Origin of the sequence: Streptoverticillium reticulum (assembly GCF_047456005.1) — a bacterium.
GTDB lineage: Bacteria > Actinomycetota > Actinomycetes > Streptomycetales > Streptomycetaceae > Streptomyces > Streptomyces reticulum.
Genome location: NZ_CP179755.1, coordinates 1,446,424 through 1,460,403, shown reverse-complemented (window position 1 = coordinate 1,460,403; position 13,980 = coordinate 1,446,424). Strand labels below are relative to the sequence as shown.

16 protein-coding genes are annotated in these 13,980 nt (G+C 72.4%); 8 read left to right on the top strand and 8 right to left on the bottom strand.

The annotated features are described in order from the left end of the window. Positions 1-91: 91 nt before the first annotated feature. The 5 genes from ACMATS_RS06815 to ACMATS_RS06795 all read left to right on the top strand — a co-directional run bounded on the left by ACMATS_RS06815 (position 92) and on the right by ACMATS_RS06795 (position 4,564). Entirely contained in the window at positions 92-451 is a 360-nt protein-coding gene (locus ACMATS_RS06815; RefSeq protein ID WP_390779619.1) for a TcmI family type II polyketide cyclase, read from the top strand. A gap of 5 nt (positions 452-456) precedes the next feature. Further along, positions 457-1,968 (top strand): cation:proton antiporter, encoded by a 1,512-nt coding sequence (locus tag ACMATS_RS06810; RefSeq protein WP_414167297.1) that lies wholly within the window; start codon positions 457-459, stop codon positions 1,966-1,968. 72 nt (positions 1,969-2,040) lie between these two features. Continuing rightward, a complete protein-coding gene (locus tag ACMATS_RS06805; protein ID WP_390779617.1) occupies positions 2,041-2,478 on the top strand; it encodes a MarR family winged helix-turn-helix transcriptional regulator in 438 nt (145 codons plus the stop codon). 392 nt (positions 2,479-2,870) lie between these two features. Then, on the top strand, positions 2,871-3,884 hold the full coding sequence (locus ACMATS_RS06800; RefSeq protein ID WP_414167296.1) for a sensor histidine kinase: 1,014 nt from the start codon (positions 2,871-2,873) through the stop codon (positions 3,882-3,884). Continuing rightward, complete coding sequence (locus ACMATS_RS06795; RefSeq protein ID WP_390779615.1) at positions 3,881-4,564, top strand: response regulator; 684 nt, start codon at positions 3,881-3,883, stop codon at positions 4,562-4,564. Before ACMATS_RS06800 ends, ACMATS_RS06795 begins: the two co-directional genes overlap by 4 nt. Here the strand turns inward: ACMATS_RS06795 and ACMATS_RS06790 are convergent. The 7 genes from ACMATS_RS06790 to ACMATS_RS06760 are packed head-to-tail and all read right to left on the bottom strand — an operon-like array spanning position 4,521 to position 9,644. Further along, entirely contained in the window at positions 4,521-4,979 is a 459-nt protein-coding gene (locus tag ACMATS_RS06790) for an SRPBCC family protein (RefSeq protein ID WP_390779614.1), read from the bottom strand. The genes ACMATS_RS06795 and ACMATS_RS06790 overlap by 44 nt on opposite strands. Continuing rightward, the gene (locus ACMATS_RS06785) at positions 4,976-5,269 is read right to left on the bottom strand and encodes an acyl carrier protein (RefSeq protein WP_390779613.1); all 294 of its coding nucleotides are present in this window, start codon (positions 5,267-5,269) and stop codon (positions 4,976-4,978) included. The genes ACMATS_RS06790 and ACMATS_RS06785 overlap by 4 nt, the downstream gene beginning before the upstream one ends. A gap of 45 nt (positions 5,270-5,314) precedes the next feature. Further along, positions 5,315-6,562 carry a beta-ketoacyl synthase N-terminal-like domain-containing protein gene (locus ACMATS_RS06780; RefSeq protein ID WP_414167295.1) on the bottom strand — a complete coding sequence of 416 codons (1,248 nt, stop codon included), beginning with the start codon at positions 6,560-6,562 and terminating at the stop codon, positions 5,315-5,317. Continuing rightward, positions 6,559-7,839 carry a beta-ketoacyl-[acyl-carrier-protein] synthase family protein gene (locus tag ACMATS_RS06775; protein WP_414167294.1) on the bottom strand — a complete coding sequence of 427 codons (1,281 nt, stop codon included), beginning with the start codon at positions 7,837-7,839 and terminating at the stop codon, positions 6,559-6,561. Before ACMATS_RS06775 ends, ACMATS_RS06780 begins: the two co-directional genes overlap by 4 nt. After that, on the bottom strand, positions 7,836-8,231 hold the full coding sequence (locus ACMATS_RS06770; protein ID WP_390779610.1) for a cupin domain-containing protein: 396 nt from the start codon (positions 8,229-8,231) through the stop codon (positions 7,836-7,838). The genes ACMATS_RS06775 and ACMATS_RS06770 overlap by 4 nt, the downstream gene beginning before the upstream one ends. 22 nt (positions 8,232-8,253) lie before the next feature. Next, positions 8,254-8,595, bottom strand: coding sequence for an antibiotic biosynthesis monooxygenase family protein (locus tag ACMATS_RS06765; protein ID WP_414167293.1), 342 nt, complete (start codon positions 8,593-8,595; stop codon positions 8,254-8,256). After that, on the bottom strand, positions 8,592-9,644 hold the full coding sequence (locus ACMATS_RS06760) for a methyltransferase (RefSeq protein WP_414167292.1): 1,053 nt from the start codon (positions 9,642-9,644) through the stop codon (positions 8,592-8,594). Before ACMATS_RS06760 ends, ACMATS_RS06765 begins: the two co-directional genes overlap by 4 nt. Before the next feature lie 115 nt (positions 9,645-9,759). Here ACMATS_RS06760 and ACMATS_RS06755 point away from each other — a divergent pair, with 115 nt between their 5' ends. The 3 genes from ACMATS_RS06755 to ACMATS_RS06745 are packed head-to-tail and all read left to right on the top strand — an operon-like array spanning position 9,760 to position 12,429. Further along, positions 9,760-10,101, top strand: a complete 342-nt coding sequence (locus tag ACMATS_RS06755) for an antibiotic biosynthesis monooxygenase family protein (protein ID WP_390779607.1) — start codon at positions 9,760-9,762, stop codon at positions 10,099-10,101. Next, positions 10,094-11,386: an NAD(P)/FAD-dependent oxidoreductase gene (locus ACMATS_RS06750; RefSeq protein ID WP_414167291.1), complete on the top strand. Its 1,293-nt coding sequence runs from the start codon at positions 10,094-10,096 to the stop codon at positions 11,384-11,386. Before ACMATS_RS06755 ends, ACMATS_RS06750 begins: the two co-directional genes overlap by 8 nt. Then, positions 11,383-12,429, top strand: coding sequence for a methyltransferase (locus ACMATS_RS06745; protein WP_414167290.1), 1,047 nt, complete (start codon positions 11,383-11,385; stop codon positions 12,427-12,429). The genes ACMATS_RS06750 and ACMATS_RS06745 overlap by 4 nt, the downstream gene beginning before the upstream one ends. An 85-nt stretch (positions 12,430-12,514) precedes the next feature. Here ACMATS_RS06745 and ACMATS_RS06740 read toward each other — a convergent pair whose 3' ends face one another. Beyond that, positions 12,515-13,957 carry an amino acid permease gene (locus tag ACMATS_RS06740; protein WP_414167289.1) on the bottom strand — a complete coding sequence of 481 codons (1,443 nt, stop codon included), beginning with the start codon at positions 13,955-13,957 and terminating at the stop codon, positions 12,515-12,517. Positions 13,958-13,980 lie beyond the last annotated feature (23 nt).

The following is a 13,980-nucleotide window of genomic DNA, read 5'->3' as shown; positions in this document are numbered from 1 at the left end:
GGGGGTTGTGCGGCCCCCCGAAATTCATAGACTTGCTCAAGTATGGAGTAGGTCAATGACCCGTTGAGGGACGCCGAGGGGGACTCCCGCCATGCACACCACACTGATCGTCGCCCGTCATCTCCCGGGCAGCGAGGGCGAGATCGCCCGGCTGTTCGCCGCATCGGACGCCACCGGGCTGCCCGCGGAGATCGGGGTGCACACCCGCAAGCTCTTCACCTTCCACGACGTCTACATCCACCTGGTGGAGTCGCCCGCCCCGGTCGGCGCCGCCATCGACAAGGCCCACGGGAACCCGGAGTTCCAGCGCCTGAGCACCGCCCTGGACGCCTATATCCAGCCATTCGCGGGGAGTTGGGGCACCGCGGAGCGCGCCTCGGCCCGGCAGTTCTACCAATGGGAGCGCGGCCGCGGCGTCGTGCTCGCCCCGCAGGCCGACCCCGGCAGGTGAACGCCTTGCCGCCGTCCCGGACGGCACCGGAGCCCGTCCGCACGGGCGGGCCGCAGGAGCAGGGCCGGGTCCCGCGCCTCGGACCGGTCCTGCTGGTCCTGCTGCTGAGCGCGGGGCCGCTGGTTCTCGCGGGGCTGCTGCTGCGCCACGGCGCGCAGTGGCCCGTCCACCCCGGCGCCCGGGGCGGCGGCCACGGCGGGGGTGCCGGGAAGGCCCCGGAGCCGTGGCGGCTGCTGCTCGCCCTCGCCGTGGTCGTCGCCGCGGCCCGGGCCGTCGGCGGAGCGTTCGCCCGCTTCCTGCGGCAGCCGCGCGTCGTCGGCGAGATGGTCTCCGGCATCGTGCTGGGCCCCTCGGTCCTGGGGGCCGTGGCGCCGCAGGTGTACCGGACGCTGTTCCCCGCCGGACTGCTGTCCTACGTCGACGCGTTCGCCCAGATCGGCCTGGCGCTGTTCATGTTCCTCGTCGGCCTGGAGTTCGCCGGCGAGTCACATGCGGCGCGCGCTGCGCGTGGACCGCGCGGGCCGCGTGCAGCGCCCGGCCCCGGCGGCGGCCGGGCCGGCACCGTGATCGGCATCTGCGGCACCGCCCTGCCCTACAGCCTCGGCATCGCCCTGGCCTGCGCCATGTACGCCACCCTCGCGCCGGGCGGCGTGGGGTTCCTGCCCTTCGCCCTCTTCCTGGGCGTCGCCATGAGCGTCACCGCGTTCCCGGTGCTGGCGAGCATCCTGATGGAGCGCGGCACGATGCACACCCGGGCGGGCCGGCTCGCGGTGCTCGCCGCGGCGGGCGCCGACCTCCTGTGCTGGCTGCTGCTGGCCGTCGCGGTCGCCCTGCTGCGCAACGCCTCCCTGGCGGGTGTCGCGCGCACCCTCGCCCTGACCGCGGCCTTCTGCGCCGCCATGGTGCTGTTCGTCCGGCCCCTGCTGCGCACCGTGCTGCTGCGGCCCGCGCGATGGTTGCCCGACGGGGCGCTGCTGGCGCTCGTCCTGGTGGGGGTGCTGCTGTCCGGGGTGGCGACGGACCGGATCGGCGTGCACCTGATCTTCGGGGCGTTCCTGTTCGGCGCCCTGTGCCCCGCGGAGGCACCCGGACTGCGTGTCGTGCAGGGCAGGATGCAGGAGTTCACCACCTCGGTCCTGCTGCCGCCGTTCTTCGCCTCGGTGGGCCTGAAGACCGAACTGGGCCTGCTGGGCGGCGACTCGGCGCTGTGGCTGTGGTTCGCCGCCGCCCTGGCCGTCGCCATCGCCGGCAAGCTGGCGGGCAGTTCCCTGGCGGCCGCGCTGACCGGCGTCGGCGGGCGCGACGCCCTGCGGGTCGGGGTGCTGATGAACTGCCGGGGCCTGACCGAGCTCGTCATCCTCGGCATCGGGCTGGAACTGGGCGTGCTGACGCCCGCCTTGTTCACCGTGCTCGTCCTGGTCGCCCTCACGGCCACGGCGATGACCGCACCCCTGCTGGACCTGCTCGACCGCGGCGAGACGGCCCGGAACCGCACCCTTCTGTCGGACCACCACTGACCTCTGCCATGATTGACTCGATCCTGTATGAGGACAGGGGTCAGTGACGTACCAGGGCAGAGGTGACCGACCATGACCACCCAGCAACTGCCTCCGGCGGGCACGGTCCCGCGTGAGGACAACCTCCTTCTCAGCACCCTCCTGAACTTCGCGCAGTCACACCAGGAACGGCTGGCGGACCAGGCCGCCGTCCTGGGGCTGACGGTGCCTCAGGCGAAGGTGCTGTACTTCGTCGCCTCCGCACCGACCGTGCGGAAGCTGGCGGTCAAGCTCCGTTGCGATGCCTCCTATGTGACGGGCCTGGTGGACCGCCTCGAGGAGCAGAAGCTCATGAAGCGGCAGGTCGATCCGGCGGACCGGCGCGTGAAGATGCTCACCCTCACCGCAGCCGGCCGCAGGCTGCGGGGCAAGGTGGTCCGCATCATGGACGAGGCGCCGGGCCTGGAGCTGCTCACCGAGAAGGAGAAGCTGCTCCTCGGCGAACTCCTCAAGAAGGCCTCCGCGAACTGACCGGCATCCCCCGCATCTCCGCGCACGACGCTATCCGGCACACCCGCCGCAGCTCAACACCATCGTCCCCAACGGCAGATCCCGCCCCGCCGGAAGAGCGGCCCGGGACATGTCGTACGGGGGAGGGGACATGGCACTTTCGGCACACACCGGGGAACCGGTCGGCATCAATGGCGCGTTGAGGACTTACCGCCGCAGTCCCGGCACGGCTAGGCTGGCCGAATGGTCCGGCCTCCCCCGGGCAGGGGCGGTCGGGGGGATTCCGCCGCCGGACCGCAACGGGGAACAGCACGACTCACGTTGGGGGACTTGAGTTGGACGGAGTTGTGGCCGAGGAAGTGCCCGGGGGTCCGGCACTCGCCCGCCTCCTCGCATCGCAGTCCGACAGTATCGTGGCAGGTTACGAACAGCGCCTCAGTGTCATCGGCGTCGGCGCCGACGACCCGGGCGTCCGGCGCTTCTGCGTCGGGCAGGCCCGTGCAGTCCTGGACGACGTCCTGCTGGCCCTCCTCAGCGAGGGCAGCTTTCTGGGCGCCCGCAGCGTGGGGCCGGCCCACGCCGCGGTCCCGGACTATCCGCAGGCATGGAATCCCAATGACGCCCACCGGGCGATCATCACGCTCTTCGACGTCGTCATCGAGGCCGTGACGCGCACCGTGGACGGCAGTTGCCCCGGCAGCTCCCGGATGATCGCCGAGGGCGCCGTCTCGCTGCACCACAGCATCATGGCCCGCTTCAAGGCGGCCCTGGAGTCCAAGGCCAGGGCCCTGCTCCAGGAGACGGCCCAGGCCTGCCTGGACGACCGGCGCACCGTCTCGCGCGATCTGCACGACCGCGTCGGCTACTCGGTCAGCGTCGCCAAGCAGAACCTGGAGCTCTGCGAGCTCTACCGGTACCAGGGCAACGCCGCGGCCGAGCACAAGATGCGCGTCGCCCACCAGGCCCTGCACGAGGCGCTGGACCAGGTGCGCGAACTCGCCTCGGAGCTGCGCGCCTACGGCGGCACCGACAGCCTGGCCCGCGCCCTGCAGGCCTGCACGGAGGGCATCCGCACGCCCGGCACGGCGATCGAGATCTCGGTCTCCGGGCACGAGTCCTGGATGCCGGCGGAGGCGCTGGACGAGCTGTACCTGGCGCTGCGCGAGGCACTGCGCAACGCCTTCGCGCACTCCTGTGCGCGCACGGTCACGCTGCACGTGGACATCGCGCCCCACCAGACGCGGGCCGTGGTCAAGGACGACGGGGTCGGCTTCGACCCGGCGGCCACGCCCGAGGGCGTGGGCCTCGCGTGCATGCGGGAGCGGATCGAGCGGCTCGGCGGCACCGTCTGCATCACCGGATTCCCCGGGCGCGGGGCCTCGGTGGAGTTCCTGCTGCCCGCGCGCCGCAAGGGCATGGTCGCGTGAGCGGGGGATGCGCGGGCACGCTCACCCGGATCGTCGTCGTGGACGACCACACGCTCTTCCGCGAGGGCCTGCGGGAAATACTGGAGGCCGAGAAGGAGTTCGTCGTCGTCGGCGAGGCCGGCTCCCACGCCGACGCGGTGCGGGTCGCCGGGGAGACGCAGCCGGACGTGGCGCTGCTGGACGTCGGTCTGCCGGACAGCGGTGCGGCGGAGACCGTCCGCCGCATTCTGGACGTGGCCCCCGCCACCCGCGTGATCATGGTGAGTGTGTACGACGAGCCGCGCACCGTGCAGGAGTTGCTCGCCTGCGGGGTGCGCGGCTATCTGCTGAAGTCGGTGGGCCGGCAGGACCTGCTGTCCGCCGTCCGCTCGGTCCTCGCGGACGACGAGCGGATCGTCCTGTCCGTCTCCCGGGCCAGCATGGCGCAGGTCCACGCCGTCTCCGCGCCGGCGGGGCTGCTGTCGGCCCGGGAGCGGGAGGTCATGACCCTGGTGGCCCAGGGCATGACCAACGGTCAGGCGGCCAGCAGACTGTCCATCACCGAGGGCACCGTCAAGCACCACCTGCGGAACATCTTCGGCAAGCTCGGCGCGACCTCCCGGCTGGACGCGGTGAACAAGGCGATCTCCGCCTCGCTCATCGACCCGCGGGACCAAGTGCCTCGATCCGGTCGCGGATGAGGGCCATCTGCACCTTGCTGTTGCGGTCGATGTTCTCCTGCATCCACGCGTCGTCCACCGGGGCCTGCGGCTTCATGGCGAAGTCCTGCACCCAGCGCATCCGGGTGCCGCCGGGCACCTCCTCGTAGGTCCAGCGGATGTCCATGTGCGCGAAGGGCCCGGTCTCTATGCGGCGGGCGGTCACGGTCCTGGCCGCCCGGTCCGCGTGCCGTTCGGAGACCCAGCTCCAGACCTTGCCGTCCCCGTCGGGGTGCATGGTCAGCCGGAAGCGGACCCGGTCGCCCTCGCGCTCGAGGATCTCCGCCGCGCTGTACTCGCCGAACAGCTCCGGCCAGTGCTCCACGTCGTTCGTGCGCTCCCAGACGAGAGCGAACGGGGCGCGGATGACGATCTCGTTCTCGGTGTGCGCGGTCACGGCCGGTCTCCCCTCGCCAGCTGTGCGTTGACCAGGTCGTACAGGGCGCGCGCCGAGGCGGCCTGTTCGGCCTCGCGGCCGAGCAGCACCGGATAGCGACGCTCCAGTTCGGCGACGACGCCGAGCAGCCCGAGCGAGTCGACGCCGAGCGCCTTGAGCTCCAGTCCGGGATCGTCCAGCTCCGCGGCGTCGAGCTGCACTCCGGTGCATGCGCGGACGATCACGGCGAGCTGTTCGTAGGTGAGCCGGTCCGGTATGGAGGGCGTTGCCGCCCCCGTGGTTTCCCCCATGATTTCCTCCTGTTGGCGGTGCGTGTGGTGTGCAAAGGGCGGGCGTCAGGGCCCGTCCCCGGTGCGCTGCAGGACCAGGGCCGAGCAGCCGCCCGAGAGCCCGCGGGCCAGCAGCAGCGCGGTGCGCGGCCGCAGCCGCCGGGCCCGCCCGGTGACGAGGTTCAGCGGCAGCGCGGGCTCCGCGCCGTCCAGATGCGGGGCGGGCGGTACGAGGCCCTGCTCCAGGCACAGCACGGCGAGCGTCACGTCCAGCGCGCCGGCCCCCGAATAGGCGCGCCCGGTACCGGTCTTGGGCGCGGTGACCGGCACCTCCTCCGCGCGGCGCGCCCCGAACAGCAGCCGCAGGGCCCGGACTTCCGCCACGTCGGCCTCCGGCACGCCGAGGGCGTCGGCGAAGACCACGTCGACGGCGGCGGGTGACAGCCCGGCCTCCGCCAGGGCCGTGCGGGCGGCGGCCGCGAGGGCCTCGGCCGAGCGGTCGAAGCGCAGCATGCCGGCGAACGCCGTGCCGTGGCCCAGCACCACCGCGCGCGGCACCGCTCCCCGCGCCCGGGCGGCCCGCTCCTCCTCGACGACGACCATGGCGCCGCCCTCGGCGGGCACGAAGCCGGCCGCCGCGCGGGTGAACGGCAGGTACGCCCGCGCGGGATCCCGGGCGCCGCTGAGCAGGCCGTGGCCGAACTGGCAGGCCATCGAGAAGGGGGACAGCGGTGCCTCGGCGCCGCCCGCCAGCATGGCCGCCGTTCCCCGGGCGATCTCCCGCCCGGCGTAGCCGAGCGCGTCGAGCCCGCCGGCCTCGTCCGTGACCAGCACCCCGCTCGGGCCCTTGAGGCCGTGGCGGATGGAGATCTGGCCGGTGCTGGCCGCGTAGAACCAGGCGATCGACTGGTACGGGCCGACGTGCGTGGGGCCCCGGCTCCACAGCCGCTCGATCTCCTTCTGCCCGAACTCCACGCCGCCGGCGCAGCTGGCCGTCACCACGCCGAAGGAGTAGGGCGCTATCTCCGCCGGGGTCAGCCCGGCATCCTTGAGCGCCATGTCCGAGGCGACCAGGGCGAGTTGGGTGAACCGGTCGGTCTGGGCGACCACCGGGCCCTCCAGGTGCTGCAGCGGGTCGAAGTCCGGGATCTCGCCGGCGAGCGAGAGCGGGGTGCCCTCGGCCGGGTAGCGGGTGAGCGGCCGGATGCCGGACAGGCCCTCGCGGGCCGCCTTGCCGACCGCCTCGGCGCCGATGCCCGTGGGGGCGAGCGCGCCCATGCCCGTGATCACCGCTCGTCGTGTCGTGCCGGTCATGACGGCTGCAGCGCCTTCCGGTCGAGGACCACGGCGGACTGGAAGCCGCCGAAGCCGCTGCCCACGGACAGCACGGTGTCCAGCTGTTGCGAACGGGCGGTCACCGGGACGTAGTCCAGGTCGCACTCGGGGTCCGGGTGCTCCAGGTTGGCGGTCGGCGGGACCATGCCCTCGTCCATCGCCAGCACACAGGCGGCCAGTTCGATGGCGCCGATCGCGCCCAGGGAGTGCCCGACCATGGACTTGACGGAACTGACCGGTACGCGCCGGGCGTACGCGCCCAGGGAGCGCTTGAAAGCAGCCGTCTCGTGCCGGTCGTTCTGCTGGGTTCCCGAGCCGTGCGCATTGACGTAGTCGACCTCCTCGGGGCGGCGGCGGGCCTGGGCCAGGGCGTGCTCGATCGCCTCGGCCATCTCCAGGCCCTCCCGGGTGAGCCCGGTCATGTGGTAGGCGTTGCTGCGGGTGGCGAACCCGCCGACCAGGCAGTGCACTTCGGCGCCGCGGCGGCGGGCGTGCTCCAGGTTCTCCAGGACCAGCGCGGCGGCGCCCTCGCCGAGGACGAAGCCGTCGCGCTCGCGGTCGAAGGGCCGCGAGGCGCTCTCCGGCGTGTCGTTGCGGGCGGAGGTGGCCCGGATGGCGTCGAAGCAGGAGACGGTGATCGGGGAGATGGGGGAGTCCGCCGCGCCGGCCACCATCACGTCGGCGCGGCCCTCCCGGATGCACTGGAAGGCGTAGCCGATCGCGTCCAGCCCGGAGGTGCAGCCGGTGGAGACGGTGTGCACCACGCCTCGCGCGCCGAGCAGTTCGGCGATCTCGCCCGCGAGCGGGCCGGGGGAGAAGACGCGGTAGAGGAACGGCGAGACGTAGCGGTGGTCGACCGCCCAGTCCCGGCCGCGGTCGGAGGCGACGACGTAGTCGGCCTCCAGGCGGGTGGTGCCGCCGACGGCGCTGCCCATCGACACCCCCGTGCGCCAGGGGTCCCCGGCGGTGGTGTCGAGCCCGGCGTCCGCCACCGCCTCGCGCACGGCGGCCACGGCGAACTGCGCGTACCGGTCCATGCGCCCGGCCTCGCGCGCCGACAGGCCCGCGCCCTGCGGGTCGAAGTCGCACTCGGCCGCGATGCGGGAGCGGAAGCCGGTGGCGTCGAAGAGGGTGATGGCCCGGGTGGCCGTGCGCCCGGCGGCCAGCAGCTCGCGGAAGGCGGCCCGGCCCGTGGCACCGGGGGCGACCACCCCGGTGCCGGTGACGGCGACGGGCCGGGCCTGGGCCGCCCTCACCGCTGCTCCCGCTGCTCGGTGTCCACGTGCCCCAGGTCCGGGCGCGGGGCCAGCGGGGAGAGGTGGAAGACGATGCGCAGGTCCTCGCGGCCGGCGTTGCGGACGCGGTGGCGCACGTCGACGGGGATCATCAGGGCCTGGTCCGGGCCGATCAGGTGCGGCACGCCGTCCAGTTCGGCGACGGCCCGGCCGGAGACCACGTAGAGGAACTCCTCGGAGTACGGGTGGTAGTGCTCGGCGATCCAGTCGCCCGGCCGGATCAGGGCCGTCCCCATGAAGCCCGAGGTGGCCGCGACCGTGGAGGGCGCGAGCAGGGTGCGCAGCTCGCCGCCGCGCCGGGTGTTGGGCGTGATGGCCCCCGCGTCCACCACGCGGAACGTCTGTACGGACATGGTGCTCCTTCGCTGCGGCCCGTCAGAGCCGGCCGTGCCCGGCGGGACCGCCGACGGTCCGGCTGCGCACGGCGAACGGCTTGTGGATGCGGCTGCTGGTGGTGGCGACGATGGGGGCCGCGAGATCGCGGTGGCCCTCGTGGCGGGCCCAGGCCGTGTAGTGGCCGGCGGACTCCCACTCGCTGGTGATCAGCCACTCGTGCGGATCCACCGTCGACTGGCAGAGCTGGTCGGCGATGTGGCCGTCGGCCGCGGCGACGGTCCACCGGATCTGCTCGTAGGCCGTGCGGAAGGCCTCCTCGCCGCCGTCCTCGACGCGGACGAGGAACAGGATCCGCAGGTGCTCCCCGGCGGCCGGGCTCATGCGCCCGCCTCCCCGGGCCGCGGCACGGCGCCCTCGACCACGTGCAGGCTGGTGCCGGAGACCGGGCGGTAGCCGTCGAAGCGCAGGCCCGCGCGGTCGAACAGGGCGGCGAGCCCGGCCGCGGTGTGCTTCTTGCCGCCCACGTTGAGCAGCAGGAACAGGTCCATTGCGGTGGTCACCTTGATCTCGGAGCTGTCCTCGACCAGGTTCTGCACGAGGGAGATCCGGGCCCCCGGGCCGCCGTGGAGCACCACGTTGCGCAGGGCGGCCAGCGAGCTCTCGTCGTCCCACTCCAGGACGTTCTTGAAGACGTACAGGTCCAGGCCGTCGGGCAGGGTCTCGCGGCAGTCGCCGCCGGTGATCGTGCAGAGCCCGGCCCGCTCCCGCTCGCGCAGCCCCTCCAGGGCGCCCGGCACCACGGTGGGCAGGTCGAACAGCGTGCCGTGCAGGGTGGGATGACGCTCCATCAGGGTCTGGAGCAGGTGGCCCTGCCCGCCGCCGATGTCGACGACGCTGGTGACGCCCGTCAGGTCGAGGGCGTCGGCCACCGGGGCCGAGGTGATGCGGCTGGACTGCGTCATGGCGCGGTCGAAGGTCTGCGCGGCCTCGGGGTCGTCCTCGGCGAGGTAGCCGAAGAAGTCCCGCCCGTAGAGGGGTTCGAAGACGTTCTCCCCGGTGCGCACCGCCTCCTCCAGGCGGGGCCAGGCCTGCCAGGCCCAGGGGGCGGTGGCCCACAGGACGATGAAGCGCATGCCGCCCGGCTCGTCCTCGCGCAGCAGCCGGGACAGCTCGGTGTGGCCGAAGCGGCGCTCGTCCAGCTCCTCGAACACGCCGTGCACCGACAGTGCCCGCAGCAGGCGCTCCAGGGTGTCGGCGTGGGCGCCGATGCGGGGCGCCAACTCCTCGGCGGTGCAGGGCTTGTCGCCGATGGCGTCCGGGACGTGCAGCCGGACGGCGGCGCGCAGGGCGCCGGCGAAGCCCAGGCTCATGCCCAGTTCGCGCAGGCGGGTGGCGGCCCGGGGATCCGGGCGGCGGGAGTTCACGGTCATCTGTCTGTTCCCCTCGGGCAGTTGCTTTACGGGACCATCCATTGACTTACTCAATGACAGACTCTACATACTGGGGGTGACAGCGCAAGAGGCGCGAACGGAGGGGCGGCGGAAGATGGCCGAGATCTCGACGGAAGCTCAACTCGCCACGTTCATCAATGTGTTCCCGACAAAACCACGTGACCAGCAGCGACTGGTGGACCTCATCGTCAAGGCCCACGAGGAGCTGATCCGGCACCGCCCCGGCTACGTCTCGGGCAACGTCCACCGCAGCACCGACGGCTACCAGGTCGTGGACTACACGCAGTGGGCCCGCCGCGAGGACTTCGAGGCGATGGTCCGTGACCCCGCCGTGGCCCCGCACTTCGCCCCCATCGGCGAACTCACCCAGGGCAGGCAGTGCGCGTACGACGTGGTCTACAGCCACGCCGGCGAAGGAGGAACGACCCATGAGTGACGAACCCGCCACCGTGTACGACGCCATCGTGGTCGGCGGCGGCCCCGCCGGCGCGTCCACCGCCGGGCTGCTGGCCCAGGAGGGGCGCAGCGTGCTCGTCCTGGAGCGCGAGAAATTCCCCCGCTACCACATCGGCGAATCCCTCATCCCCGGCGTCTGGCCCACCCTGGACCGGCTCGGCCTGCGCGAGAAGCTCGACGCCATGGGCTTCACCAAGAAGTACGGCGGCAGCCTCGTATGGGGCAAGGACCGCCCGTCGTGGAACTTCTCCTTCGAGGACGGCGGCCCCTACCCCTACGCCTACCAGGTGCGCCGCGCCGACTTCGACGCCCTGCTGCTCTCCCACGCCCGCACCCTCGGCGCGGACGTCGTCGAGGAGGCGGTCGTCAAGGAGCCGCTCTTCACCGGGGAGCGCCTCGACGGCGTCCGCTACCAGCTCCGCGGCGCCGCCCGGACCCTGGAGGCGCGGGCCCGGATCGTCGTCGACGCCTCCGGCCAACACCGCTGGCTGGGCCGCCACTTCGACCTCGTCGAGTGGCACGAGGACCTGCGCAACATCGCCGTCTGGGCCTACTACCAGGGCTGCGGGACGCTGCCCGGACGGGAGGCCGGCAACATCCTCATCGAGCACGTCCCCGGCGGCTGGCTGTGGTTCATCCCGCTCAGCGACGGCACCACCAGCATCGGCCACGTCACGCAGACCGCGCTGCTCGCCGCCTCCGGCCAGAGCCCCGAACAGCTCTTCACCGACCGCGTCGAGGGCTCGCGCGGCGTCGCCGACCTGATGAAGAGCGCGACCCGGGTCAGCGGCCACCGCACCACCAAGGACTGGTCCTACCACCTGCGCCGCTTCCACGGCCCCGGCTGGATCGCCACCGGCGACGCCGCGGCCTTCGTCGACCCGCTGCTGTCCACCGGCGTCACCCTGGCCCTGCGCGGCGGCTCGACCGCGGCCACCACCGTCGCGGCCCTCCTGGACGACCCCGCCTCCGCGGACGCCGTGCTGAAGCAGTACGAACAGGGCTACCGCCGGTTCCTCGGCGGCATCCTCGACTTCGTGCGCGCCTTCTACGACCAGTCCAAGCACCGCGAGGACTACTACGACGAGGCCCAGCAGATCTTCGACCCCACCGCCGAGATGCCCGCCCACATCGACTTCGTCACCCTCGTCTCCGGCCTCATCGCCGGCGAGTTCACCGACGACATGTCCGCCGTCACGGACCACCTGGCGAAGCTGCGCGAGCGCGGCGCCACCCCGCCGCCCTTCCCGGGAGTCCCCCGGTGAGCGCGACCGACCGGGCGGTGCACGGCCGGGAACGGCAGGCGGCCGCCCAGCTGCTGGGCCGGGTCGTCACCGGCATCTGGACCGCGCACGCCGGCTACGCGGCCGTCAAGCTCCGCGTCGCCGACCACCTGACCGAACTCCCGCGCCCCGCACAGGAGATCGCCGCCGAGGTCGGCGCCGACCCCGGGGCCCTGGCCCGGCTGCTGCGCACCCTCGCCGCCCTCGGCGTGTTCACCGAGGGCCCCGCCGGGCACTTCGCGCTCAACGACACGGGACGACAGCTGCGCACGGACTCCGAGAGCCCGCTCGGCCCGTTCCTCGAACTCCACTACGAGATCTTCCGCCCCTGGCACGCCGAGCTGCTGCACACCGTGCGCACCGGGCAGCCGGCCGCGGAGAAGGTCTACGGCATGCCCTTCTTCGCCCACCTGGAACGGGACCCGGCCGCCGGCAAGGTGTTCTACGACGCCCTCGCCCGCAGCCTCCCGCTGCTCGTCCGGGCGGCCCTGGCGGACGGGGTGTTCGACGGCATCGGCTCGCTCGCCGACCTCGGCGGCGGGGACGGCGCCCTGGTGGAGCTCGCCCTGCAGCACGATCCTGCGCTGCGGGCCACCCTGCTGGAACGTCCCGAGGCACTCGCGGGAGCCCGGGAGCGGCTGGTGGCCGCGGGGGTCGCCGACCGCTGCACCTTCGCCGAGGGCAGTTTCTTCGAGACCGCGCCGAAGGACCACGACGCGTACGTCATCGCGCGCTGCCTGCACAACTGGCCGGACGATCAGGCGGCGCGGATCCTGCGGACGGTACGCGCCGTGATGCGGGACGATGCGCGGTTGCTGCTCTTCGAGCAGGTGGTTTCCGGTGAACCGGGGTTCGACATGGGCAAGTGTGCCGACCTGACGATGATGCTCATCGGCGGGCGTGAGCGGACGCGTGCGGAGCACGAGGACTTGCTGGCCTCGGCGGGGTTGCGGTTGCGCGAGGTGCGGACCGTGTCGGTTGCCGGATCCCCCAAGTCTCACCTGCTCGTTGCTGTTCCCGACTGAGTGCGGGTTGTATGTGGTTGCTCGCGCCCACGCGGCGGAGCCGCACAATGTAACTGCCCCGCGCCCCTTCGGGGCGCGGGGAACCTCACGCCTGCGGAATACCCCTCGCGTCCGCCGTCGCCAGTTCCGAGTGCTTGTACGAGTACGTGAAGTAGACCGTCAGGCCGATGACGAACCACACCGCGAACCGCACCCACGTCTCCCACGCCAGGTAGGTGATGAGCCAGATCGACGCGGCCACCCCGATGCCCGGTACCACCGGTACCCACGGGCAGCGGAAGCTGCGCGGGAGTTCGGGCTGCTTGTAGCGCAGCACGATCACCGCGGTGCAGACCACGGCGAAGGCCAGCAGGATGCCGATGTTGGTCAGTTCCGCGGCCTGGCCGATCGGCACGAAGCCCGCGATCAGCGCCGACGCGACGCCCACGATCCACGTCACCCGCGTCGGCACGTGCCGCGTCGGGTGCGTCTTGGCGAACCAGCGCGGCAGCAGCCCGTCCCGGCTCATCGCGAACCACACGCGCGTCACGCCGAGCATGAAGGTGAACATCACCGTGAGGATGCCGATGATCGCGCCGACCGCGATGACGTCCGCGATCCCGCCCAGGCCCACGGACTTGAACGCCGTGGAGAAGCCGCTCGCCTTGTCGATGTGCCGGTAGTTCTGCATGCCCGTCAGCACCAGACAGGCCAGTACGTACAGCACCATCGAGATGCCCAGCGAGTACAGGATGGCCCGTGGCATGTGGCGCTGGGCGTCCTTGGACTCCTCGGCCGCCGTCGACATGGCGTCGTAGCCGAACACCGCGAAGAAGACCGTGGCCGCCCCCGTGAACGCACCGCTGAGGCCGAAGGGGAAGAAGGGGCTGTAGTTGGAGGTCTTGATGTGGAAGAAGCCGACGACGATCACCAGCAGCACCACGATGACCTTCAGCCCCACGACGATCGTCTCGAACCGCGCCGCGCTCTTGATCCCCAGCGTGAGCAGATAGGCGATCAGCAGGCACAGCACCGCCGCGAACAGGTCCATCCGGTGCCCGTGCCCCGTCCCCGGCGCCCCGAGCATCCACACCGGCAGGTGCGCGTGCGTCTCCCCGAGCAGGAAGTTGATGTACCCCGAGATGCCGATCGCCACGACCGCCACGATCGCCGTGTACTCCAGCAGCAGGTCCCAGCCGATGAACCAGCCGCCCAGCTCGCCCAGGACCGCATAGCCGTAGGTGTAGGCGGAGCCCGCCCGCGGGATCAGGCCCGCGAACTCCGCGTAGGAGAAGGCCGCCGCCGCGCTCGCGACGCCGGCGATCAGGAAGGACACCAGCACCGCCGGGCCCGCCACGCCGTTGGCGATGGTGCCCGCGAGGCTGAAGATGCCGGCGCCGATGATGCCGCCGACCCCGATCGCGGTCAGCTGCCACAGACCGAGGGAACGGTTCAGCGCCGGCCCCACCGCCTCGGCCGACTCGGCTTCCTCGATCGTCTCGATGGGTTTGCGCCGCAGGACGCCCTCGCCCACCCGGAGCCCGGCCATGCGTTGTCCTCTCGTCGACCCTG